We start from the raw sequence: 25,874 nt of genomic DNA on the forward strand, positions 1-25,874 counted from the left end.
TATAGACGATGCTTTATTAATCCTTCCATGCGCTTTGAACGGGCTCAAATCCTAACACTTTGTCAGAAAGCAAGCGCGTTAAACGGCTGCTGCCGCTACCAAGACCGTTAAGTCTGATTTCTGCCATAATCGCTTGCGTTGGTTTGTCTTTGATATTTAAGTCGTTATAGTAACGACGACCATAAACGGCAAAACCAAAACAGCAATCCTCATAATCGACACCAATTAACGAATCAAGCATTTTATCACGATTATAATCATACTGACCTTGCGCCAATACGCGCCAGTTATTATTAATAGGGAACACGGCTGATGCGGTAAATGCTGATAAGGGTAATTGGTCAGTGTTTTCATCACGCATACGCTTCACAAAACCGACGTTAAATAAGCTGTTGTCAGACGGCTGATAACGTAGCTCGGTGGTGATATAGTTTAAATCATAGCTATTGGTAAGGGCGCCACTCATGTCTATCCAGACGTTATTATAAGGCTGAGTACTGGTATCCCATACCATACCTGAAGACGATGACGTCAGGATAGGTTTCTCTTCATCAAGGGTTACACGCCCGTCATCGATATAAAACTGCTCTGCAATGCTACCATCAAAACGTGTCACACCCGTTGCATCGATGTAACGATAATTAATACCGGGTGTAAAGGCATGCAAATCTTGCAAACGATCATGCCCTAAAAACCAGCTGTCCGAAAAAAGCTGCTCATAGTTAATAGAGGCAACACGGGTATTAAAGTTAGGAATCTCGTTTTGGTCTTTATAGGGCGAATAGGTGTATTTTAAGCGTGGACTTAATAAGCGATAACCGCCCAAGGTATCGTCAAATGCACCAAAAGGTGAACCTGCTTGATAAAAGTGCAAACCGGCGTCAATACTGGCCTGTGGCACCAATACTGACTGGCTGCCATCGTCTTTATTAAGCTCGTTATCTGCTAAGCTGTCTTCATCATAAGACGTATATAAATGCTGTAAGCTGAGCTTAGGATTGATATAGCCCCAAGATCTTTCCATGGGGTAAACGGCGCTGAGTTTATTATAAATCCGCGTGCCACTTTTTTCATTTTCAGAGCCGTCATCGATAGACTTTTTAAAATAAGCGGTATCACTAACGCCGGTGATATCAAAGCTTTTTGCCCACGGTAAACGATAATCAAGCTTGAGCTGCGGCAAGCGCGAATAAGGCTTATCTTTATCTTGTAATACCTGCCCATTATTGGTGATGGCGTCTAGCGTCTGAAAAGTTTCTACCTTTAACTCGCCATTGACATAATCATTATAGTAATTAATCCGCGCACGGCGTGGTAGGTTTAAGGTATTGTCTGATAAACCTAAGGTATCAAAGTCATTGAGATAGTCAGCATCAGACACATAACTGTATTTCGCATCACCACTTAAGCGCGGGATGCTTTTAGATGACCAATAATGATCATAAAACAAACTGCTGCGATCTTCGCCGTCATACTCTTTATCATTGGGCAGATATGAGCCATTAAAAATACCTTCGCCATACTCTTCAGTCAAATAACGAAATTCACCTGAGAGCATCGGGTTACGATTGGTATAAACACGGGTATTAAGGGTCGCATCATAGTTCGGCGCTAAATTAAAGTAATAAGGTATATCGACTTCAAGACCGCTTTCACTACTGATACTAGCATTGGGCAGTAAAAACCCGCTACTGCGTCGATTGTCTATAGGAAAGTTAAAATAAGGCAAATAGAAGACAGGCACATCAGCGATACGGAAGGTCGTATTATAAGCTTCGCCGCGACCGGTTTCGGTATCTAAGTCGATACTTTTGGCATCAAACTGCCATTTACGGTTGGTGGGCGGGCAAGTGCTGAACATCACCTCATCAAGCTCGTATTGTGTCTCATTCGGTCGGTTTAAGCGTTTGGCATAGCCGTGTGCTTGTAGCTCTACACTGGCAAAGGCCACGTCTTTGGCCGTTGATTGTCCAGTCTCAGTATTATAGTTTAAGCTGTCAGCAACCCCAATGAGACCACCTTTTGAAGCTTTATCCGTAAGGCTGGTCTTATTATTTTTGGCATTATTGCTTTGAATGTTTCCAGCTTGGAGTGGAATAGTGGATGGGTTGCCATTGGCTTGATCGGTAAACATCACTTTACCTTGCGCCGCTGCCACACCATTGGTCAAGTCTAGAACAATCTTGTCCGCTTCGATATGCTGGGTGCCTTGGTCAACTATGACATTGCCTGATAGCTCTGCATAATCGACATTGTCATAGTAACCATAATCCGACTCGGCAAACAGCGGCGCTTGGTTATTCGGAATGCCAGTTAGATTGGGTGCTGGCTGACCATTGCTTGCGCCTGTTTCATTAACGGCTCGTTGATAATTGGGGTTTTTCTTGGGGTAGACCCATTGACCTTCGCAGCGTTGGGCGCTGTCGATGGTATTTGGTAGCAGCTTTAAGTCGTTGCCTACGGGCGGAATGGTTTGCGCGGTAAACGTATTTTGAATAGCGCTTTGGTTGTTATCTGCTACATTAGCATTGCTATTATTGTTTAACGTTGCAGGGTCAGTTTCAGGTGTTAATTCATAAAATTCTGCCAAGCGTCTGAGGCTTTCTTGGATACTTTCATCACTGTCGTTAACTTGGCGGCTGTTAACTTTAGTCGCAGCTGTAGTAATACTATCTACTGGCGCAGCGGTATTATTTTGATTGTTGTCATTAGCATTATTATTATCACTGCTGTCATTAATTTCTGTGATATCGATAGTGTTACTATCTAAATTATTATCAAAGCCCGTATTTTGCTTATAATCGCTTTGATAGCTGATGTCTTGATTGACAATATTAATGTTGCTATTGACATCGTTATTAGCATCAGCCGCAACCTTTGGGGCATAAGCGCTAGCACTATCGACCGCTAACGGCTCAGTGGTCTGCGTATCTCTCTGTGCATCATTATTAATAGCGGCACTGACGGCCAAGCTTGATAAGCCTAAGGCGCCAAATAAAATCAAACGGATGCTTTGGTAAAGCGGAGAATATAACAAGGGCACACCTATGTATGATTGTAGAGCCTATTGGATTGCGATCATTAGATTACTAGAAGTATTTTAGCGATATTTAACGGCTAATAAACCAGTAATTTATACGATAATCTCGAAAATCAGAACGTTTTACATATAATGACGACTAATCATAGTCAAAAAAAACCAAATCAGCTACACTATTTACCAAAATTTATAATATAGCTAAATATAACTGAGCGAGCTATTGTTAATAGACCGCTCAGTTATATTTAGCTTATAGTTATTAGCTTATATACAGACTAGATCTATACTGAGTAATATAATATGGCTCGATGCATTAATTAACTTGCTTACAGCCGAAATTAATCTGCTTAGAGCCGTTGTTAGGCTAAGCCAAGCGCTCTCTATTTTAACAACTATTTGCCCCACTTATCACTACTTTAGTCATTTACGACTGATATTTAACCTGCGATGTTTTTTATGACCGATAAAACTATGTTAGAACCTAGCGTACCCGCTACTCGCCAGCAGCAATTAGAGCAATGGCTGCAAGAAGTATTTGCCAATCAACCATTCATTCTTGATAGTTTGCCCGGTGACGCCAGCGCACGCCAATATCACCGTATCCAGCTGCTTGATGATAATGATATAGAAACGGCGCGCTATATTGTCATGGATTCTGCTGATGAACAAGAGGCGTTGCAGCAGTTCATTAATGTAGCAAAACTGATGTCACCGGCAATCAATGTCCCAACGCTGGTTGCTCAAGATATAGAAAAAGGCTTTTTGGTATTACAAGATTTTGGGGCGGTAGAGTTTGCGCATCTGCTGGTAGATGCGCCGCCTGTGCAGATTAATGATTATTATCAATTGGCGATGCGTACTTTGGTTGACTTGCAAACAGTGCCAGTAGCCACCGCAAAAGCTGAGCACCAATTGCCAGATTATGATACGGCACTTTTAACCCGTGAGATGGATTTGTTTAGCGAATGGTTTATCCCTTATATTGGCGTGGAGCTTGAAGAGACGCTATGGGAAAATCTTAAAGCTGCTTTAATAGCTGAGATTTTGGCACAGCCGCAGGTGATAGTGCATCGTGATTATCACAGTCGCAACCTTATGCAAGACCAGGCAGATCATACGCGCTTAGGCGTCATTGATTTCCAAGATGCGGTAGTAGGCTCGTATACCTATGATTTGGTATCGTTAGTACGAGATGCCTATGTAGAATGGCCGGAGAGTCAAATCACAAGTTGGGTGCAGGATTGTTGGCAATTACAAAAGCAGGCAGGGCTTGTGACCGCTGATAATGCGGCTCAGTTTGAAAACGATGTCAATGTCATGGGCGTACAACGGCATTTAAAAGTGCTGGGCATTTTTATCCGTTTATTTGAACGTGATGGCAAAAGTCGCTATTTGGCCGATATTCCAAAAGTCATGCGTGACCTGATTTTTGAGCTAGAATGGCTTGCAGAGTATGGTAATCCCGATATGAAGCAAGCAGTCGGCCCGTTTAACGAATGGTTGCGAGAGGTTATCTTGCCTGCTTATCAAAGTAAATTTGTACAACAATATATCTAAATAAGTACATCTAAATAGCATTAATAAAGTAAAAGTGGTTAAAACATCAACCGCCTTTATAGTGTTTAAAAGTCAATAATTAACAATAGGCAGCAAGACAGCCAACAATAAGGAGCGCGTATGTCGGTAATAACGCAAGCAATGATTTTGGCGGCTGGCAAGGGTACGCGCCTGCGCCCGCTAACACTTGAGACGCCAAAGCCTTTGGTTGAAGTCGGCGGGCAACCACTGATTGTCTGGCATATCAAAGCGCTACAAGCTGCTGGCATTACTGATATTACTATCAATGCGTCATGGCTTGCGGACAAGCTGATGCAGGCATTGGGCGATGGTGCCGAATATGGCGTCAAGCTGCATTGGTCGGTTGAAGATGATGAGCCGCTTGAGACGGCTGGTGGGATTTTTAACGCGCTACAAACAGGCAAGCTGCAAGATGCACCCTTTATCTTAGTCAACTCTGATGTTTGGACGTCCTATGATTTTGCTCAGTTGCAGGACTATACGTTGGGGCCTGACCAATTGGCACATTTATTGTTGATTGATAATCCTGAGCATAACAATGGCGGTGATTTCGCTATTAATAATGGACTGGCAAGCGAGCAGCCGATTGCTGATGCCGACAAATATACTTTTGCGGGTATCAGTGTGGTATCAGCTAGACTGGTCGATGGGCTAGTCTTAGGGCAGCCAGCGCCACTTGCGCCACTGCTAAAGCAAGCAATGCTAAAGTTTCAAATTACCGCTGAAGTAATTAAAGACAATTGGATAGATGTTGGTACGCCTGAACGCCTAACACAAGTGAACGAATTTATCGAAACTCACGGCGTCGATAATCATCGCGGCGCATAAACTGTTCTACGACAGTTAAAATTCAAGCAAATAAAAAAGCAGGGCTGAATATTATAATATTCAGCCCTGCTTTTTTATGGATATAGGAATGTAGGTAAAAGGATAGGTTTTATACGCCCATTGCCAGTTTAATTAACTGTGCAATGGTAAAGATAACCAAAAACCCTGCCGCATATAAGCCAATAAACCATGCCCATTGTGACTGTTTTTTGCTGAGCTTTTTCATAACTATTTCTCCGTAATCTCCCATAACATATTCTTAAGCTTATTGAGCCAAGCACAGCTATTATCCATTATGTGCAATAGATAATAGCCAAGGCTATTCTGCTTTAATACATATGCTCATGGTCGGTTTTGCCCTTAAAGGTATAATAAGCAAAAGCGGTGTAGCTCAAAATGATTGGCAGCATAATACCGGCACCGATGAGCATAAAGGATAGAGAAGTATCGGCAGCAGCAGCTTCATAGATGGTCATCTGATACGGTACGATATACGGGAATATGGCAAAACAAACCCCGATATAGCCCATCAAAAATAGTGCGACAGTCAATAAAAACGGACGATATTCACGTTCGCCGGTCAAATCTTTGCGCATTAAGAAAAATAACAGCACCACGATAATGGGCATAGGAGCAAGATACAGCAGACCTGGGAAACTAAACCAGCCTTCAAGCGCATCAATACCTGAGAAATACATAAATACCGTTACCGCAATCATCGCCACGATTAAAGCAGAGAGCAGCCAACCTGAGACTTTACGTGCCCATACTTGTAGGGTATGTTCAGTTTTAATAATTAACCACGTAGAACCCAATAAAGCATAGCCAATTAACAAGGCAAAGCCACACATAATTGAGAAAGGTGAGAACCAATCAAAAGGACCACCGGTATATAAACGATTACTGGCTTCTAAACCTTGTACCAATGCCCCAAGCATAATACCTTGGGCAAAAGTTGCCACGACAGAGCCGATAAAGAAGAAACTATCCCACACATAGCGGTGCGAGGTGGCTTTAAAGCGGAACTCAAACGCCACGCCGCGCATAATCAAACCAAATAACATAAAGATGACGGGTAAATAAAGACCGGTCATAATGATGCCATAAGCGACAGGGAAGGCGGCGAATAAACCACCTCCGCCAAGCACTAGCCACGTCTCATTGCCATCCCAAAAAGGGGCAATAGAGTTCATCATGCGGCTGCGGTTTTTATCGGAGCCCGCAAATGGGAACAGAATACCGCAGCCCAAATCAAAGCCATCAAGCAAGACATAAATAAACACAGATAGAGCAATTAAGCCGCCCCAAATTAAGGGTAAATCTAATACATCACCATAGTTAAACATTAGCGTAACCCTCCATCATCGACATCGTCAGCAGGTTTATCCAAGTCGCCTTCACGCCCTTTGGTTTTATCAGCAGCCTGCTTATCACCGCTCAAGGTACGACCTTGTCCTTCAGTGACAGAATGTTCATAGAACTGATCTTCCGACGGATCTTCGTACGGTTTTGGTCCTTGGGCAATCAGACGTAGGATATAAAAACTGCCCGCCCCAAAGACAAAGACATATAGCACGATAAAGCCAATCAAGGTTGTCGCAACTTGCTGCGCCGCAACCGGTGACATACTCTCAGCGGTACGAATGACGCCATATACTGTCCATGGCTGACGACCTGTTTCGGTCACAAACCAGCCAGCAAGTAGCGCGATAAAACCAAGTGGTGTCATCATCATCCATGCCCGGTGAAATAGCTTACTCTCAGGGTTGAACTGTTGTTTTTTAAAGTACTTATAAAGACTAAACAGACCGACGAGCAACATCAACATGCCAATAGCAACCATAATACGGAATGACCAAAAAACAATAGGAACGTAAGGTCGATCTTCTGGTGCCCAGTTCTTAAGTCCTTTAACTTCACCGTCTAATGAGTGCGTTAAAATTAAACCTGAAGCATAAGGGATTTTAATTTCGTAATGGTTTTTTTCCGCTTTTTGATCTGGGATGCCAAATAAGACAAGAGGCGCACCGCGCTCATTTTCCCACAGACCTTCCATCGCCGCTACTTTAGCTGGCTGATGTTCTAAAGTGTTTAGACCATGCATATCACCAATCAGTACCTGTGCTGGTGCGACAAATATCGCCATAATCATCGCCATGCCTAGCATGACGCGACCGTGTTGCCGATGTTCAGCATGTTTTTTGGACTGTAGATAGTAAGCACCAATACCACCAATCACAAAGGCGGTGGTCAAAAATGCTGCCGTCATCATATGCGCATAGCGGTAAGGGAATGATGGGTTAAAGATAATCTCAAGCCAATTGGTTGGATATAGCAGCCCATCAGCGCCCATCAAAAAGCCTTGCGGCGTTTGCATGAAGCTGTTGGCGGCCAAAATCCAAAATCCTGATATCATCGTACCGATGGCGACGATGGCGGTTGAGGCAAGGTGCATACGCTTACTTACCCGTCCCCAACCAAATAGCATAATGCCTAAGAAAGAGGCTTCTAAGAAAAATGCTGTCAATACTTCATAAGCGAGTAGCGGACCTAGGATATTACCAGCTCTGTCTGAAAACACCGCCCAGTTGGTACCGAACTGATAGGACATTACCACGCCCGAAACCACACCCATACCGAATACCACGGCAAATATTTTTACCCAGTGTTTGTAGACTTCGGCATAAATAGGCTCGCCGGTTTTCAACCAACGATACTCAAGCACCGTCAGCCAACTGGCAAGTCCGATAGAAAAAGCGGGGAAAACAATATGCCATGAGATAACGAAGGCAAATTGGATACGCGCGAGCATCAACGCATCAAGTTGATCAATCATAAATGTAGCAAACATAAACGGTTACCCTTATCTGTTAGCTGAATAGCGCTGGCTTCCATGATACGCTCAAGTAACTGTCCGTAACCGTCCATCAATCAGGGCGCTCATTATTACGGGCAATGGCTAAGTATTATTTAGCGGCAAATATGGTTAAGACAAAACCTTTGGCTAACATAGCATCAATAACGGCCATGCTTTAGTAACTATTAGTCAGTCATTTAAGCAGTAATCACTGCTATACCTTCATAACTACTAGTTTATAATTACTAAATAGTTACTATTTAGCTAAAGTAAATAATTCATATCCTTACAAATTATTAAATATTCATCAAATGACGGTATTGCTGATATTTGGTACTTAAGTATTATGCGCCCGCCCATTCGTACACGCAAGTTGCACAATATGGTTATCGCACACCTATTAGTCATAAAGTATTTACAATGTTAGCCAAATAGATTCTAAATAACAGCCATTGTTTAAATATTGTTATCAATATATACATAAAAGTAATATGAAAATACATGTTTTAACAATAGGCGTTTACCTTTTTAGGGGTAATAAAAAGTTGAGGGTGTGTGCTATTAGCTAGGGGTGGGCGCCTAGCTAATAGTAAAACCATATTCATGTCCTAATACTTTGTTTTATTGCTGTAATTGTTGATGCAAAATACGGCGTAAGGTCAAAATGGTTTGTGGGTTTTCTTGAATGCTATGACCACCATTAATCACCGTCTCCGACGCTGCACCATCAAGATGCGCACTGGTATAAGGTACGATACCGTCTGATAAGCGCTCTGTTAATGCTTGCCCAATCTCACCATCGACCGTCACTGCCGCAATGAGCGGCTTGCTTGGTAATTTATCTGCATCAGATGCTAACTCATTGGTGGTATCGGAATCGATAGTTTTGCTTAAACTGTCGTCATCCTCTGCTATCTCATGCGATAAGTCGAGCTTGGCGCCGGCGGGTTGCATTTCTGCCAAGCCTTTGGTGATATCGGCATCGTTATTGGCGATGATTGAGTGATAGGTGATGCGCTTATTGATACTGATGCCTTTGGTTAATTGAATAAAAGAAGATTTGTCGCTTAATTGACTGGCACCATTTTGTAGATATAGCGCACCGAGCGGGTTTTGTGCCAAGTCGCCTTGAATAGCAAGCGTTGCTAAGTTATCAGTGACTGTTTTTACCAAACCAACGGGCAAATAAACAATGCGGCGTAGCGCACGGGTAAACCAACGGTCGGCATAATCGGTGCCACGAAAAGGCGACGATAAAAATACTGCTGTATCGACTTGCGGTAAGGCTTTTAGCTCAAAACGCTCTCGTAGCTGCTGTTGGCCAAATGATTCTTTCAGCGCGTCACGTATTTTGCGCTTCTCATTCATTGACAGGACATTTTGGTCGTCCAGTCTGTCTAAGTCATCGACTAAGTTCTCATCAGAGAGCATCATACGGGCAATGATACCGCCCATGCTGTGGCTAATAATGACGCTGTTTTTGCTAGCAATATTTTGCCCTTTAGGGTCTGTTTGCTCATAAGTTGCATTGATAAGCTTTTGGATTTGGTAACGATTTTCTAGTATAGGCAAGTTGGTTGGATAAAAAATCTGCCATACTTGATAATTATTACGCAATTTATCGTCATTAAAAATATCGTTGGTCAAATTGACCCACGTTGCTGGGCTTGATGCCAAACCATGTAGCATAATGATGACACGCTTATCAGGGTCATAAGGCTCTAACATAAAGAGCTTTGGTAAGCTGGCTTCTTTTTGGCGGGTAATCAGGTTTAAATAACCGACGCCATCGAGCTGATTTTCTGCCAGCCATAAGCCGTACCCTGCCGAAAAGTTGGCGGCAAGCGGATAGTCATCGCCCAAGATATTGGCGCTCTCGCTGCGGTACGGGTTATATAAATGAATATCGAGCTGCTTGCTGCTCAGGGTATCGAGCACGCTATCACCAGCAGGCTTAATCAAACCGGTCATTAGTAAATGCCCGGTTGGATAAATGCGTGTACTGGCATCATCGCTGTCTACACTTGCCTTTGCTAAGTTGTCCTTTACTAAATCATCCTTTGTGCTGTCAGCTGCATTTTGATTACTGACTTTTTGAGGGCTAGCTTCTTGATTGAGCCTGCCTGATAGTGAGGAGACTAATAGTTGGCGAATGGTGGTGGTATAGCGATCATCTAATGAGGCGACCAAGCTGATACCCAAACCGGGGCGTTTACTAATGGAGTTCAATCCAGAGAGGCGTAGCTCGTAGGTCGAGACCAAATCCGCTAAGGCAGAGGTTTGTTGATTGGCATTTTTTAGATAGTTATTTTCATTGGGCAAATAGACATTGAGATTATAGTCGTCTATTTGCATTTTCATGACTTTGATTTGATCGGTTGGCTGACCGGTTACGGCGGTACGATTGGCAATCGCGGCTTGCTCGCTGTTATGACGGCTACTTGCTGTGGTTGGTAAATATTCTGTTTTGGTATTGCCCATCATTTTATTGCTGCTGTCAGCCGACTGATAGAGCTGGGTGATGACATCGTTACTGGCGGCGTTATAAATATCTTGGGTTTGGATATCCACATCGCTTGGGATACGGCTTTTCGCCTGCGACCGAGCGATCTCTTTATCCGCGCCTTCAAAGTCATGTTCTAGGCTGTCATAAAATAAATAGGTATAACTGGATTTGATGGCATCAAAAAGCCTGCCTTGATAACCAACCAAGCAGCTATCGGTTCTTTTTTGCTGTGCTTTGGCATCATCATCGCTTAAAGGCGCGTTGGCATAGTAAGGGTCAAGTGGTGGGCGGGCAAGGGCATTGCGGCAGTCTTTGGACGCGGCGAGCTGGCGAGCTTTGGCATAATGCAATTCGGCAAATACCGCCAATGCGGGACGATAGTGCTCATTGAGCATGCTGTCCGTAAGCTGCGTTAAGCACAGATCAAACTGCTGCATACAAGCTTGCTCGTTGAGCCCTGCTGACAATAAAGCCGAGGCCGTATCGCTACTGAGTTTTTTATCGGTGACGATGTTGCCGCGCTGAGCAGAAATGGTCTTGGCCGACGCCTGTTTATTGACAGAAACAGTACTACAAGCAGGCAATATCGCCATTGCTGCAACTACCGCCAATAGGGCGATAGGTTTTTTATTTTTAGAGGTTGGCGTCAGTGCCGCATTGGCAGGGTCAGCGAAAATCATAGGTAATTCCAGTGAATAATAGTCAGGAATGCATCATGAATAAATGACAAATCACTCATTCATATATCAGCATGAGTGTAGCGTAACTTTTGTGCTGCGCCTATGGTATTTGATGGCTTATATTCAAATATCGCAAAATACTGTCGGTTTTTAATGCCGCATTGTGGGGCTCAAATAAAAGCGCTTGGAGTTTAATATTTGGTGGTGTATCAGAAAGTATGCTGAGGTAATAAAGGAGAGTGACAGCCGAGGCAAGATGATATATTTGAGGTTATGAAGACACAAATAGATATCAACTGCCCCGACTGTCACAGTCCCAGTTTAAAGAAAAATGGCAAAAAAAGCTATGGCAAGCAAAACTACCAATGCAAAGCCTGCAAGCGTCAGTTCATTGGTGATCATGCCTTAACTTATAACGGCTGTCACTCTAGAATAGAAGATAAAATACGGCTAATGACAGTGAGAGGCTGTGGCATTAGAGACATTGCTATTATAGCCTCAGTTAGCATTGGTAAAGTGCTAAGCACCATAAGCTCATCCGTATATAAGATTGCGCCTAAGCAGAGCTACTATGAACGCTTAGAAGTTGATGAGTTCTGGACTTACGTGTATCGCAAGAAACGTAAAGTCTGGCTTATTTATGCTTATGACCGTGATACGGGTGAGATTGTCGCTTATGTCTGGGGCAAACGTGATTTGAGAACGGCTAAGAAGCTAAGAGCACGTCTAAAGCAGCTCAAAGTCAGCTATGACTCTATTAGTATGGACAATTGGGATAGCTTTATAACGGCTTTTAAACCAGATCATAAGCGAGTTGGCAAACAGCATACGGTAGGTATAGAAGGTAATAACTGTCGCTTGAGACACCGATTACGTCGAGCGGTTAGAAAGACTTGTTGCTTCTCAAAAAAGCTTGATAATCACTTTAAAGTATTCGATCTGGTGTTCTTTTATGTCAATTATGGCTACGTCTGATGCCAGCATACTTTTTAGAACACCACCTAATATTTAACTAAGTGTTTGAAAAAAATAGTATAGGTTAAAACATAAAAATTGCCAGTTCGGTGCAAGGCGCGTGCTTAGCGAATAAATAAATCCGTAAATAATCTAGTAATAGTTGGCTTAGTATTTATATTAGACGAAAAAAAGCGTCTTTATTTTATACTGCCATCATAGCAATATAAAACAAAGACGCTAGAGTTGCGCGCTCAAATGACTGATAACAAGGATTTAAGCGCGATTTTTAGTAATGAATGTTACTTTGCTTGATATTTAAACTATCAATACTTAAACAACCAATACTTAGATAACTTTTTATTAAGTACTTGGTTTGATATTAACGTCTGGTGCAGGGATATCCCAAATATAGAACTTACCATCTTCGATAAGTTTGATTTGTTGGCGAATCACCGCATTGTCAGGCACTTGTTGTGCTAAACGGCGCAAGCGCTCTAAGGCTTTATCACGGCGATCACTTAATACGTCAGATTGCGCCAAGCTTTGCTCGGCCTCGGTATAGCCTAGGCTGACCGCTTGATCGAGATATTTTTGACCTTCTTTAAAGCCGCCGCCTTCTGAGAGCATCATGCCATAGATGAAATTGGCTTCACCACTATTAGGTTTCAGTTTAATCGCACGATCGACATATTGCCCGCCGCGTACTGTGTACTCTGAGCCTAAGTCTAAGTTGCGTCCCATACCATTAAGCTTGGCCGCACGAATCAAGACGTCATAGGAAGCATTTGGCGCTTTGGCATATGGCTCAATCCATTCGGTCATGACTTTGATTTTTTCACGGGCGTTATGACGCTGGGTGCGGTTAGGGAAGTTTGGCGGATAATGGCGCGCATTTGGCGACACGTCTTTAATAAAGTCATCGAGTAAGCTGACGTCCAGCTTATCAGTACCAAGTCCTTGCTGCTGCGGTATTAGCACGGTTGGGACAAAGCTGATATCTGAGATGTTGACTTGCGGTGCTGGGATGTTTGGCAACTGTCCGCCACGTAAATCGATACCCGTTGCAGTCATTGGTCCACGCTCATAAACACGTGTGGTGCCTGTCAGTTCAGGGGCGTTTGGTGCTGGTACGGCTGGTGGCTGTGCCATGTTAGTGGTATTTAAAGGCGCACGGTTTGGTTGGGCGTTAGCCTGTTGAACATTGCTTTGTTGGGCATTGTTGCCTTGAGTAAACGTTGGTTGCGCCACGTTATTTGGTTGAATGCTATTTTGCTGAACGTTATTTTGTGGAATAGCCGTGTTCGCTTGCGTGTCAGTTTGAGCTGTACTGACAGCAGTATTCGGCTTGGCTAAGCGAATCACACGTTTAGTAGAATCGATTGCGCTAGGTACTGCTGTGCTGCTCATAGCAGGCGCTGCGGTGGCGTCCGCTTCTGCTGCATGGACAGGAGCAGATAGCATCATGGCACAGGCAGCGGCTAATGCAGTTAAAGTAGCAAACTTCGGCGCTTTGTGAGAGGTAGTAGGGTGGTTAATCGCTTTCATAAAAATAGTTACCTTATTTATTTAATAATCAATTTATTTAATAATCATTTTGTTTACTGAATTGTTAGTTATCCATCCATCCATTGATTAGTGGTTATGTCTTAGCATTCCGTAAAATCGTACAAATTTTTCATACCCTAGCAAATTAATCTGAGTGCTAACAGTAGTAGGATTGTTAAAAATGAATAATAACCCGTTATCGCTAGCTGTTATCGCAAAGACTTATCCTAATATAATAGTGGCTATATACTAGTGCTTATTATAGATGATAAGCGGTGGCTTTCATGCGATTGGCCATCCAGCGCATGCTATGACGTACCGGTGGCGACAATGCCGCGCCGCCATTGGCCAGTGCCAGCTCGCGATGGTGTAATTCCTCAATGTCCATTTGCGCCAGTATTTCTCTTGAGCGTTTATCTTGTGATGGTAATTGCCCAATATGGTCTTGCAAATGCTCGCTGACCTGCGCTTCGGTTTCTGCGACAAAGCCTAAGCTAAACTCATTGGAGATAGCACCTGCTACCGCGCCAAGCCCGAAAGACATGCCATACCATAATGGCGTAAAAATACTAGGGTGGCTGCCAAGCTCATCCAAACGGGTCTCGCACCAGACCAGATGATCGACTTCTTCTTCAGCCGACTGTTGCATCGCTTGCTTGACGTTATCGTCTTTTGCCGCAAACGCTTGCCCGTGATACAGCCCTTGAGCGCATACTTCGCCAGTATGGTTGATACGCATCAATCCGGCGACATGACGCGCCTCAGTAATACTGAGCTCAGGAATCTCATCACTACTCACGGGCAGGGGGCGGGTGCTAGGATTTGAATGCGGCACGACCGCTCGCAATGCCTTGTCCACCCCAAGTAATAGCTGATCAATTTTTGATAAGGGACGCAGGGCCATGGTTCACTCCTGATGGCTGTGTTTATTATAAATATATTTACGATTAACAGGTTTTAGCTATCTACATTTTTCTCACGACAGCACTTTTATGTGCATAGCAAGCACTGTTTGTAAGTTGCCTGAGTTGCTGATAAGCCTTACTATAGCAAACAACTATAACAAACAATATAGAATGTCGGCAGCAAAATTAATAGCTTAACGATTCATTTATAATATCTATTAGCAGGGCTATTAGCTCATATTGCCAACATCTTTAATCTTGTCGATTACGTTCGTCATCATGGGTTTGGATGACCGCTTGCTTAATATGTTTATTAAGTTTGAGGTATAAAAACACCCCAAAGACAAGATTTAATATGCCGGTGACTAAGAACAATTGCGGTAGGGTCAGACCTAACGCATTTAACACCACAATCGAAAAAATTGCCGAGCTGACCATAAAGATGGCATTAAAAATATTATTGGCACCGACGATGCGTGCACGATGGCTTTTTGGCGCATAAGCTTGCATAGAGGCATATAAAGGCACGATATATAAGCCGCCACTAAAGCCCAAAAAGAATAAGTCGGCAAACACACGCCAGCTACCGCTCATACCCCATAAATCACCAATACCAAGTAGTGCTTCGGTATTAACATCAATATTTAATCCTGACAAAGAAAAATATAAATCAATCGCAAATATACTAAGACCAGCGATACCAAAGGGTAATAATCGCAGACTGACTTGGTTTTTGGTCAAGGATTTACAAAGCAGCGAACCTATTGATACGCCAACCGAAAATAGCGTCAATAGGAAAATAACCACGGACTCATCGCCATGCAAAATGACTTTGCTGAACTCAGGGGTTTGGGTCAAAAACGTCGCCCCATAAAACCAAAACCAGCTATTACCAAGTATGACAAAGAATAAAAAAGGCAAGGAGTATAAATAGCGCACCGTCGCCATGCTGGTGGTAAAGATATTCCAGTTAACCTTCAGATCAGGCTGCATCGCTGGCATGGTTGGAATAAAACGGGCGGCAAAATAACCTATCGCCGCTACAAATAGCACAGTGACACTAATCCAAAAGAGCGGCTGTGTTATCTGGGTCAATACCCCAGCGATAATCATACCGAGCAAGATGGCAAGCGAGGTGCCCATTTGGAACAAACCATTGGCACCGACCAGCTCATCTTCTTTCATCGCTTGCGGCAAATAGGCATACTTAATCGGACCAAAAAACGTCGATTGTGTCCCCATCAAAAACAGCGCCACAAATAATAGCGCATACCATTCAAAGACAAAGCCTACTGCGGCAATGATCATGATGGATATCTCAAGCAATTTAATCAATCGCGTCAGTTTTGATTTTTCAAACTTATCGGCGATTTGACCTGCCAAGGCTGAAAATAAAAAATACGGCAAAATAAACAACATCGCCGCTAAGTTATTTAAGATACTGACTTCCATGCCCAGCTGACTGGCAGCGGTATAGGTCAGCACCAATATCAGCGCCTGCTTAAAGATATTGTCATTGAACGCGCCCAAAAACTGGGTGAAAAACATGGCGCTAAAACGGCGGCGCTTAAATAATTGAAACTGATTGGCCATGAAAATTCCTACAGATGGGTCGCAGCTAGTATAGTGAGAACAAGGTAAAATGCAGTGATTGATATATAAACAATTATCAACAGTATCAAAAACTTATCGAAATATAGCATAGGTTTTATTAATGTTAAGCCGTATAATAGCAAGGGTTTGGTAAAAATACATGCGCCCGATGCTATGATTTGATAATTAACTAAGTTATGATTTGTAAATTTTAGCCGACCAAACCCATAATCTCAGTTAACTGCTCTACGTTTATTCACCGGTAAAATGGGGCGATTGTAATCGACCGTAACCTTGTGCCGCGTGAGGTGATAGGAACTAAATATGAAACATCAGCCTTCAACTCTAGCGCGCCACTTATCGGTTATGCCGCGTGATACGTCAGACATGCCGCCGCACTCCGTTAAGCTTGCTCATCTTAGTTACGTTAATCACATTCATCGTAACGGTAATCCGCGCGTTTACTTTACGCGGACGGCAATTTTTAGTGCGTTGACCACAAGCTTGGTTGGTTTTGGGGTGAGTGTTGGTATGGCACCGGCCGCCTTTGCCGCTACCGATTTAAACACTAGTACTGCCAATAATCCAAGCAGCAGCCAAGTTATTAAAAATATCGAAAATGATGCGTATGAAGATAGCCAGCTTGATATCGCTTTGGATGCCTTGCGCCTAAAAAAGGCCGTCGAACAAGGTATTATCGATCAATCGGTATTGGATGATTATAGCGAGCAAAACTTAGGTATCAAAAAGCCTAATGCAAAAAAATCAGAAACTGACGCTAAGAAAAACCCTAGCACGCAAACAAATAACACGGATAACTCGCAGTTATCAAATAATGATATCGATAGTGTTAATGACTTTGCTAATAATCTCGATAATGGCTTGGATAATCTAGGTAACAACCAAGCATTTGATAGCAATGAAAACTTAGAGCAGCAAGTCAATAGCGTGCAGCAGCAAGGCTATCAGATGATGACGCCTGCAGAGATTGACCGTGAATTGGCGGCAATGGATAGGCAGAATGCCCAAGATATTGACAGCCTTAATAGTAGCGCTGGCGTGAATAACATCGATGGCATACGTCATAATGATAGCGACTTTGATAGATTGGACGGATTCGATGCGCCAGTGGCGACGTTAAATGATACGACGCCACCGATTGGTCTGGACGTTGACTTGGATGCGACTACCCTGCCAGCACCAAGCAATCTTGACACCTTAGGTAGAAGTGAGACGGCAGGTAAAAGTGAGACGGCTGCTGCTAAACAGGCAGAAACTGACGATACTAATGATGTGATGTCACGTCCTATTAATGTCAGTGATTCTGTCAGTAGCGGCAATACTGATTCAGAAGTGGATAACGCTATTTTAGTGAATGATGCTTTAGAAGATAGTAATGATGCCATCAATATAGAAAACGCGCAGTCAGGTAGCATTAATCCTGATGATTATTTGCCTAATTATGAAAATGATATTGATGCAGTCAAGGAAAGTATCGAGCAAGCGGCAAAACCCACACCGAAGGCACGCAATAAAAAAGGCAATATCGTTAAGCGTCTTTATAATCGCTTCTTTAATGAGGGCGCGATAGCGTTGCCGCACGTCGAAACAACAATTTATTTGCAACAAGCCGTGGCGGACAATTTAAATAGTAATACTGAAGACAATACTGTAAACAGTACCCGAAATACTACGCCAAAACTGACCAAAGCGGATGATGATATTCAACCCTTTAAGAATATCAAAGCTGCGCTCGATGACACTACCGTTCAGTCTGTGGTTGATTTTACCGCTGCGCTACCGCGTCTGCGCCAAACGGCATTAGATGCGGCAAAAGCCGTTGGTTACTATGAAGTGACCTTGCGTTTACGCCAAACCAATAGCGATACTATTGACGTCATTATTGAGAAGTTGGGCGAGCCAGTACGCGTTGATAGCCGCATTGTCGATATCCGCGGCGAAGGTAGCGAGCAAGCAGAGTTTGCCGAGCTTGAAAAAGACTTACCGCCGAAAGAAGGTGATATCTTTAATCACCGCGTTTATAAAGACAGTAAAGCAGCACTTGAGTCGCTCAGTAATACCTATGGTTACTTTGATCAATATTGGCTAAATAAATCGGTCGATATTATCTTGCCGGACAATACGGCCGATGTGTCGCTGGTCTACAATACCGGCGAGCGCTATGAATTTGATGAAGTGGTGTTTTTTACTTATGATCAAGAGTCGGGTACGTTGACGCGTGACCCGGAAAAACTGCCGGTGGAATTGTCCTTATTGCATCAGCTACTTGGCTTTAAAGCGGGCGACCCTTTTTATCGTCCCGCAGTGACTAAGTTTAGTAATGATTTATCGGCGACCCGTTACTTCAATACCGTCAACGTCGAGTCGATTTTGCCACCCGATGAACGTACGGAAAGCAGTACCTTGGCGTTTGATAACTCCCCTAATGCCAATATTGCTGATAATAATACTGACGCTATTGATAATGTCTCTTATGTCAGTGATACTGAGCAATATGGCGATAACAATAGCCAAAATGAGGGTGAGCGCTACGCTAATAGTGGCGAGACCGTCAATCCAGCTGACATCGCTGCTATTGAGTTTAAAGCCGATGAAGAAACATTGGATAAACTGCAAGCCATTAAACAAAAAGCTGAACGTTTAAGCCGACTGCCAAGCGATCGGGTATTGGACGAAAAAGACCAAGCAACCAATAGTATTTTGGGTAAAATCAGTGACTCTATTAGTAATATTGCGCAAAAGATATTCCCTGATGAAAAAAGTATCCTTGCTGATGAAAACTTTGTCCCACCGACACTTGCCGGACGTAAAACCCCGCAAGAGGTGTTAGAAAATAAAAAAGTACCGCTGTATGTCTTTGTTTCTGCCAATAAACCACGCGATGCCCAAGTCGGTATTGGTTATGGTACCGATACGGGTGTACGTGCAATCGCCAAGATAGATTATAATTTGCTCAATCGTAAAGGCTATCAAGCAGGGGCAGAGGCCGAAGTCTCCCGAATCACAAAAAATGTCGCCCTTTATGCCAGCCGACCATGGAAGCATCCGTTAAATGATAAGCTAGATGCGCGTTTGACCTATGAAGAAGAGGTCATCGACCAAGGCGAAGGCAACTTTGATTTGTCTACCAGAACCTTGAAGGCGGGACTAGCGCGAAATATCCGCCGTGAAAACGGCTGGGATCGTAGCTACTCTGTGCGCTATCGTTTAGATGAGCTAGCGACGGGCATTGATGAGGCCGAGTTGGACAATCTTCCGGTACGCTTTACCTCGTCCAAACCTACCCAGCAAGCCTTGTTGTTCGGTTATGGTATGAGTAAGACTGATGTCGATAACGCTGCCAATCCTACGCGCGGGTTCCGTCAGTATTATTCGCTTGAAGCAGGTTCAGAAAACGCGCTTAGTGATACCGATTTAGCCATACTACGCGCGGGCTTGAGCGGTCTTTATAGCTTTGGGGCTGATGATAAACACCAAGTTCTAGGTAGTTTAAATACCGGTTATATTTGGGCCGATGATTTTTATGAGGTGCCCTATAAACTGCGCTTCTTTGCTGGCGGCGACCAAAGTATCCGTGGTTATGATTACGAGAGCTTATCACCGATTGACAAAGGCTATCTAACAGGCGGACAAATCCTCGCCGTCGGTAGCGCCGAATATAATTATGAGTTTAAACCGGGTTTCCGTGGGGCGTTTTTCACCGATGTCGGTAACGCTTATGATAAAGATTTTGAGACAGATACCAAAGTTGGCGTCGGTGTCGGTATCCGCTGGGCATCACCAGTTGGCGTGGTACGTGTCGATGTAGCGGCTGGTGTGACGGAGGAGAGTATTCCGGTGCGACTGCATCTCTTTATCGGCTCGCCTTTATAAACAGTAAGCAGCAAACAGTCCTAACTACAGTCTTAAATACAGTTCTATTTTTTATCCTAGCGCATGCTGGTAATCATTCTTTAACGTAGCTGAGTGTCATGTTGACCAAAAATACCCCGCCAAACAAGCCATCAGATGAAGATCCAGCACAACGCGATGCCCGCGCTGTAAGACGTTGGTATCCGCTGTCTTTTTTACTCAAATTGACGGTGCTTATTCTTATTGTACTGGCGATTATGTTCGCCATTTTTTTGTATGCGGCGGGTACTGAATCAGGCACCAAGTTTATTTTAGAGAAAATCAGTGCTGAGACGGGTATTAAATTTAAATATGGTCGTGGCAATCTGCGCGATGGTCTTTGGCTTACGGATATCGATATCGAGGCAAACGAAGACCTTGAGATATTAGTCGATAAAGCCTACGTTAAAATAGGCTGGCGCGCGGTATTTGCCAAAGAAGTGCATCTGCGTGACGCTGATATTCAAACCATTGAGATTATCAATAACAAACCGCCAACGGGTGAGCCGTTCGATTATCGAACCCTCAGCTTACCAGTCAATTTGCGTTTTGATCAAGCAAAAGTACAAACCATCATTTATAAGCAAGTGACCAAAGAGCCTATCATCGTACATGATATTGAGGCGCGTGATTTGACGTGGGTCGGTAGCGTGGTGAACGTTGGTCGTGGTAAATTGCAATACGCTGATATTGTCAAAGTCAGTGCTTTACAAGGTCATGCAGATTTACAAGGTGACTATCCTTTAGATTTGAGCGCTATAGCTGAGGTAAGCGCGCTAGGAAAGGCTTATATCGACCCATTGAACATTACCGCAACCGGTACGCTTAAACGCACCGTCGGTAAAGTCCGTAGCCGCTATAATGACAGCGATGTCAGCGGCGATTTTGTGGTGCAGGGTTTAGATAGTGACTCGCCATTTCAGGCGAAGCTTGAATGGGATGATATTCTTATTCCTTATGCCGACAGCCAAAATATCCATCTCAAAAGTGGCATGGCGACGGCATCGGGTGTCATCTCAGAGATACGTCTGCGTATAAATACTGAGCTGACTGCCAAAGATATCCCGTCAGGACACTATCAAGGTCGCGGCATCATTGCTGATAGCCAATTGCGCGTTGATCGCTTAGATGCTCAGGTGCCAGCGGGCAATCTTGTGCTACAAGGTATCTTAGACTGGAAGGGTAGCTTTGATGCAAAAGTGCGCGCAACCGGCAGTAATTTTGATATTCGACGGGCTATTCCTAAGGATTACGCTGATTTTAAAGCGTACGCGCCGCAAAAGCTTAATGGTCGTTTGTCGGTACATTATCAGCATAAAAACAAGGCTGGCAATCTAGAGATGGATGCAGATTTGCGCCAGCGTGATGGTGAACACGTTAATGCCAATATCGTGCAAGGTAAACCCTTAGCTCGTGGCAGAACCTCTAAATCTAAACAAATAACGCCTTGGTATATCGATGCCAAATGGCAGAACCTTGTGCGTCGTAATGTGCCTAATATTGGCAATATTAATAGCCCAAGCGGACAAGCAAATGTCATCATGCGCGGCGCGAATTTATCAGTTGACGGTAAGGCGGTGATTAATGAGCTAAATGCCGCCCCTAAAGGCAACTACGATTTACGTGTGCGTAAAGCGGGCGATGTCATTGATATCAACCGTCTTAATTATAAAGGCATAGTAGGCGACTTATCTGGCACAGGACAGATTCAACTGGCGAGCAAAAAACGTCCGCTAACTTGGCAGATTGATGCGCGTACCACGGGTTTATTACCCAAAAAATATCGTAGTGATTTACCACTTGAGCGCCTGACAGGACGTATCAATGCACGCGGGCGCATGCTCAATATCAGTAAAAACCGCGTCAAAGGTCAGCGTCATATTGTCAGTTTTAACAATACCGATCTGCAAGCAAACCTCGATGCCAGCCAAGATAGCCGCGCTATCGGTATCACGGGTAGCGGTGATGCCAGCGTCGATATTATCGGCGGCCAGCTATCCGTCTTTGACGCTCGTTTCGATGGGCACATTGATACCGCTGATGTACCAAAAGGCAGCTTATCGATTGATGCCGCTGGGACGCCAAAGCTGATTCGTATCCGTAAACTCAACTATAACGGTGAAGCTGGTGCAGTAAAGGCGAACGGTGTTATCGACTTACGCCAAAATATCGGCTGGACGGTCGATGGTCGCTTTGATAAATTTAATCTCGGCTATTTCTTACCGAATAACGCGGCCATTATCACCGGCGACTTAAAAACCAGCGGCGTGTGGCAAACCGCGCCAAAAAATAATGCTAATGCGAAGGGTAAGCTTAAAAACTTTGTGGTAAATTTTGATGGTGTATTAGACGCTGAGCAATTACCAGCCGGCAAACTTACCATTGATGCCAGTGGTGACGCTCAACTTATTCGTATCAAGCGTTTCCGTCATGTGGGCGCGGCAGGCAGTATCGATGCCAATGGTACGGTTGATATGCGTAAAGGTATCGCTTGGGATATCAAGGCGGTGATGAATCGCTTTAACTTGGGTTATTTCTTTAAAGACATCCCAAGTACCATCACAGGCAGCATCGATACCGATGGGCGCTGGGGCGATAACCAGCAAATTATTAATATCAAACAAGTTAACCTAAGTGGTATGTTAAAAGGCCAGCCGCTAAGTGCTAAAGGTAGCCTAGCGGCGAAGATGCGTCTACCAAAAGACTTGGCCAGTTATTTCAAACGCTTGCAGGCGCAAGACGCACAGGCACAATATAAGCAAGTCAATGCCTTAATCGACAGCTTAAATGCCAATAATTTGGTGCTGCGTTGGGGCGATAATTATCTTACCGCCAATGGTAACGCGAAGCAGCTACAAGCTAAGATTAATATCACCAGTCTCGACCAGCTCTCAGATAAGCTTGCTGGTAAAGTGACGGGCGGGGCGACCTTATCGCAGCCGGCAGGACAGGCGCTGCCAACGATTTATATCGATTTGGTTGGTGAGCGTCTTGCGCTACCAGGTTTTATTTTGCGTCAAGGTCGTATCCGCGGCAAGCTGGTCAATTTATTCAATAGCCCAAGTCAGCTTATTATCAGTGCTGAAGGTTTGGACGTTGCAGGGCAAAGCTTTAAGAAGATTAATGCAACCTTTAATGGGACTGAACAGGCGCATGTGGTCAATCTTGATGTGGCCAATGACGAGCTTGATATCTCTGCCAAGCTCAAAGGTGGCTTTAATCGCGATAAGCTCAGCTGGTCAGGGGTGATTGGTAAAGGCCGCGTCAAATCAAAATATGCGACGCTAAATCAATTACAACCTGCCCAGCTCATTGTGAATTTACCCAAAAAACAAGGCAATCAATCAACGGATTTAAAAGTACAGCTCGCCGCCCACTGTTGGCAGGCGGCTGATCAAACGGGCAAGCTGTGTTTACGTGAAAACTTAATTGCCTCACCTGCCAGTGGTCAGGTTAATTTGGCCGTACAAAATTTGGATACGTCTTTGTTTGCGGTATTTTTACCAAAAGACATTGATTGGCATGGCAAGATTAATGGTAAAGCCATCGTCGGTTGGCAACGTGGTCGTCCGCCAACGATTAATACCACGCTGTACTCTGATAATGGCAAAATCGGCCTCATTCAAGATGGCGATAGTCAGCCGGTTACCTTGCCATATAAGCGGGTATCACTGATTGCGGTATCAGTACCGAATGGTCTAAAAATACGTACGGATATCAATACCGGTCATGGTGCGCGTGGCTATGCCGAAGTCATTATTGACCCTTATAAAACACCGAAACCCATCTCGGGCGCATTAGTACTTAACGAGCTTAATTTGGCGGTATTTAAGCCATTTTTCCCTGGTATGCGCGTGCTCGAAGGTAATATTACTATGGCGGGCGGCTTAGGCGGCACGCTCGATAAGCCACAGTTCTATGGTGATGTGAAATTGGTTAATGGTCGCATCGCGATGCTTGATTTACCCGTGAATTTAAGAAAGGTCAATGTCGATGCCAAAATCCGCGGTACGCAAGCGACTATCGATGGTACCTTTAACAGTGGTACAGGCACGGGTACGCTAACAGGTACGGTTAATTGGCAACAAAAACTACAGGCTAAGCTCAGTATTATTGGCGAGCGTTTGGTCTTAACCCAGCCCCCATTATTGCTCGCTGAGGTTAATCCTGATATTGACATTATCGTGCGTCCGGGTGACCGTTACGTCAATATCACTGGCGCCGTGAGTGTGCCATCAGCGACCATTCGCCCACCAGAAGCCAGTGAAGACATCATTACCCAAACCGAAGATGCCGTCGTGCTTGATCGGCGTTTGATTGGTAATATTGATGAGGTTTTAGCCATCTCAAAACCTTGGTCAATCAATGCTGATATCGGTATCGACTTAGGCGATGATATTAACTTCCGTGGTTTTGGTGCGGTGATTCCTTTAGCCGGTGCGATTCATATCACACAAAATGGCACGGGTGTTATGCGCGCCAAAGGCGTGGTGCAAGTATCGCGTCGTACCAATATTGATGCCTTTGGGCAAAATTTAGAGCTCAATTATGGTCAAGTGCGCTTTAATGGCGATGTGATGAAACCCAACCTTAGCATTGAAGCCGCTAAAAATATTAGCGGTAAAACAGTCGGTGTGCGCGTCAAAGGCAATACAGAAAACCCAAATATCATTGTCTTTAATAACGCTGGTCTCACCCAGCAGCAAGCGATGAATGCCTTGATAACCGGTCGTATTAATAATAAGAGCGCCACGCAAATCAGTGAGCAGGGTTTTAAATCGCAGGTGACCAATAACCTTGCAGCAGCAGGCTTAAGCTTTGGGCTTAGTGGCACGCGCACTTTGACCAACCAGATAGGTCAAGTGTTTGGTTTACAAAGCCTGACGGTTGATGCGTCAGGCAGTAGCGAGGATACCAACGTCAACGTCACCGGTTATGTGACGCCTGATTTATATATTCGCTATGGTGTCGGTGTCTTTAATGCCCAAAACAGCCTATCTATCCGTTATCAGTTGACGCGGCGGATTTATGTCGAAGCAACTTCAGCAGCGGAAAATGCGGTTGATGTGGTTTATAGCTGGCAATTCTAATCGTCTAGCTGCCAGTTGGTCGGTTGGTTAGTCGATGGTTAGCGATTGATTTCATTTTATCCAATAAAAAACGCCTTTATCAAAAGGCGTTTTTTTATGAGATGGGCAGTCTGTTTATTTGGTTAAAATTAAGCGGTTGTTACGGGTTAAGCGTAGGCGGTATTCTTCGCCTTCATGCTCGATACGCACCTCTTTGGTCAGCGCAAATAAATGCTGCGACTGCAGCGTAGGCAAGCGGTTTTCACGGCAGTTTAAGTAACGAGAGATGACCATGCTCATAGTAAATTCCTTTTGATAAAATAGTTCAGTACGAAAAGTGATATAAAGTAAATATTAACGATAATAATTATCATTTACATTGGTGATTTTTGCAAGCTATTTGA

General features: G+C 44.0%; 14 protein-coding genes. 5 read left to right on the plus strand and 9 right to left on the minus strand.

Translation table 11 applies throughout. The features are described from left to right. Positions 1-16: 16 nt before the first annotated feature. Positions 17-3,037 carry an LPS-assembly protein LptD gene (locus QJS82_RS02765; RefSeq protein WP_281491157.1) on the minus strand — a complete coding sequence of 1,007 codons (3,021 nt, stop codon included), beginning with the start codon at positions 3,035-3,037 and terminating at the stop codon, positions 17-19. 450 nt (positions 3,038-3,487) lie between these two features. Between QJS82_RS02765 and QJS82_RS02770 the strand changes: the two genes are divergently transcribed. Further along, positions 3,488-4,597: an aminoglycoside phosphotransferase family protein gene (locus QJS82_RS02770; RefSeq protein WP_438656388.1), complete on the plus strand. Its 1,110-nt coding sequence runs from the start codon at positions 3,488-3,490 to the stop codon at positions 4,595-4,597. Between the two features lie 120 nt (positions 4,598-4,717). After that, on the plus strand, positions 4,718-5,446 hold the full coding sequence (murU, locus tag QJS82_RS02775; protein ID WP_281491159.1) for an N-acetylmuramate alpha-1-phosphate uridylyltransferase MurU: 729 nt from the start codon (positions 4,718-4,720) through the stop codon (positions 5,444-5,446). A gap of 109 nt (positions 5,447-5,555) precedes the next feature. Here murU and QJS82_RS13745 read toward each other — a convergent pair whose 3' ends face one another. The 4 genes from QJS82_RS13745 to QJS82_RS02790 all read right to left on the minus strand — a co-directional run bounded on the left by QJS82_RS13745 (position 5,556) and on the right by QJS82_RS02790 (position 11,489). Continuing rightward, on the minus strand, positions 5,556-5,672 hold the full coding sequence (locus QJS82_RS13745; RefSeq protein ID WP_438656390.1) for a DUF2474 domain-containing protein: 117 nt from the start codon (positions 5,670-5,672) through the stop codon (positions 5,556-5,558). A 103-nt stretch (positions 5,673-5,775) separates the two neighbouring features. Further along, complete coding sequence (gene cydB, locus QJS82_RS02780; protein ID WP_281491160.1) at positions 5,776-6,792, minus strand: cytochrome d ubiquinol oxidase subunit II; 1,017 nt, start codon at positions 6,790-6,792, stop codon at positions 5,776-5,778. Beyond that, positions 6,792-8,297 (minus strand): cytochrome ubiquinol oxidase subunit I, encoded by a 1,506-nt coding sequence (locus tag QJS82_RS02785; RefSeq protein ID WP_201619800.1) that lies wholly within the window; start codon positions 8,295-8,297, stop codon positions 6,792-6,794. The genes cydB and QJS82_RS02785 overlap by 1 nt, the downstream gene beginning before the upstream one ends. 627 nt (positions 8,298-8,924) lie before the next feature. Beyond that, positions 8,925-11,489 (minus strand): esterase/lipase family protein, encoded by a 2,565-nt coding sequence (locus QJS82_RS02790; protein ID WP_281491161.1) that lies wholly within the window; start codon positions 11,487-11,489, stop codon positions 8,925-8,927. A gap of 273 nt (positions 11,490-11,762) precedes the next feature. On the opposite strand from QJS82_RS02790, the gene QJS82_RS02795 reads away from it, so the two are divergent. Then, on the plus strand, positions 11,763-12,464 hold the full coding sequence (locus QJS82_RS02795) for an IS1 family transposase (protein ID WP_200662116.1): 702 nt from the start codon (positions 11,763-11,765) through the stop codon (positions 12,462-12,464). Between the two features lie 342 nt (positions 12,465-12,806). Here QJS82_RS02795 and QJS82_RS02800 read toward each other — a convergent pair whose 3' ends face one another. The 3 genes from QJS82_RS02800 to QJS82_RS02810 form a co-directional block, all read right to left on the minus strand. Next, the gene (locus QJS82_RS02800; protein WP_281491162.1) at positions 12,807-13,991 is read right to left on the minus strand and encodes a tetratricopeptide repeat protein; all 1,185 of its coding nucleotides are present in this window, start codon (positions 13,989-13,991) and stop codon (positions 12,807-12,809) included. Positions 13,992-14,250: 259 nt separating this feature from the next. Next, positions 14,251-14,889, minus strand: a complete 639-nt coding sequence (gene coq7 / locus QJS82_RS02805; RefSeq protein WP_281491657.1) for a 2-polyprenyl-3-methyl-6-methoxy-1,4-benzoquinone monooxygenase — start codon at positions 14,887-14,889, stop codon at positions 14,251-14,253. 259 nt (positions 14,890-15,148) lie between these two features. Continuing rightward, complete coding sequence (locus QJS82_RS02810; RefSeq protein ID WP_281491163.1) at positions 15,149-16,489, minus strand: MFS transporter; 1,341 nt, start codon at positions 16,487-16,489, stop codon at positions 15,149-15,151. A 324-nt stretch (positions 16,490-16,813) separates the two neighbouring features. Between QJS82_RS02810 and QJS82_RS02815 the strand changes: the two genes are divergently transcribed. Then, positions 16,814-20,383: a BamA/TamA family outer membrane protein gene (locus QJS82_RS02815; RefSeq protein WP_281491164.1), complete on the plus strand. Its 3,570-nt coding sequence runs from the start codon at positions 16,814-16,816 to the stop codon at positions 20,381-20,383. A 98-nt stretch (positions 20,384-20,481) separates the two neighbouring features. Further along, complete coding sequence (locus QJS82_RS02820) at positions 20,482-25,491, plus strand: translocation/assembly module TamB domain-containing protein (RefSeq protein WP_281491165.1); 5,010 nt, start codon at positions 20,482-20,484, stop codon at positions 25,489-25,491. Between the two features lie 114 nt (positions 25,492-25,605). Here the strand turns inward: QJS82_RS02820 and hemP are convergent, their stop codons facing one another. Beyond that, a complete protein-coding gene (gene hemP / locus QJS82_RS02825; RefSeq protein ID WP_227672156.1) occupies positions 25,606-25,764 on the minus strand; it encodes a hemin uptake protein HemP in 159 nt (52 codons plus the stop codon). Positions 25,765-25,874: the final 110 nt, after the last annotated feature.

It is taken from the genome of Psychrobacter maritimus (assembly GCF_029953575.1).
GTDB classification, from domain to species: domain Bacteria; phylum Pseudomonadota; class Gammaproteobacteria; order Pseudomonadales; family Moraxellaceae; genus Psychrobacter; species Psychrobacter maritimus.

Coding starts and splice junctions, on each gene's coding strand:
- QJS82_RS02770 (WP_438656388.1), top strand. CDS start 3,488: ATGTTTTTTATGACCGATAAAACTATGTTAGAACCTAGCGTACCCGCT.
- murU (WP_281491159.1), top strand. CDS start 4,718: ATGTCGGTAATAACGCAAGCAATGATTTTGGCGGCTGGCAAGGGTACG.
- QJS82_RS13745 (WP_438656390.1), bottom strand. CDS start 5,672: ATGAAAAAGCTCAGCAAAAAACAGTCACAATGGGCATGGTTTATTGGC.
- cydB (WP_281491160.1), bottom strand. CDS start 6,792: ATGTTTAACTATGGTGATGTATTAGATTTACCCTTAATTTGGGGCGGC.
- QJS82_RS02785 (WP_201619800.1), bottom strand. CDS start 8,297: ATGTTTGCTACATTTATGATTGATCAACTTGATGCGTTGATGCTCGCG.
- QJS82_RS02790 (WP_281491161.1), bottom strand. CDS start 11,489: ATGATTTTCGCTGACCCTGCCAATGCGGCACTGACGCCAACCTCTAAA.
- QJS82_RS02795 (WP_200662116.1), top strand. CDS start 11,763: ATGAAGACACAAATAGATATCAACTGCCCCGACTGTCACAGTCCCAGT.
- QJS82_RS02800 (WP_281491162.1), bottom strand. CDS start 13,991: ATGAAAGCGATTAACCACCCTACTACCTCTCACAAAGCGCCGAAGTTT.
- QJS82_RS02810 (WP_281491163.1), bottom strand. CDS start 16,489: ATGGCCAATCAGTTTCAATTATTTAAGCGCCGCCGTTTTAGCGCCATG.
- QJS82_RS02815 (WP_281491164.1), top strand. CDS start 16,814: ATGAAACATCAGCCTTCAACTCTAGCGCGCCACTTATCGGTTATGCCG.
- QJS82_RS02820 (WP_281491165.1), top strand. CDS start 20,482: ATGTTGACCAAAAATACCCCGCCAAACAAGCCATCAGATGAAGATCCA.
- hemP (WP_227672156.1), bottom strand. CDS start 25,764: ATGGTCATCTCTCGTTACTTAAACTGCCGTGAAAACCGCTTGCCTACG.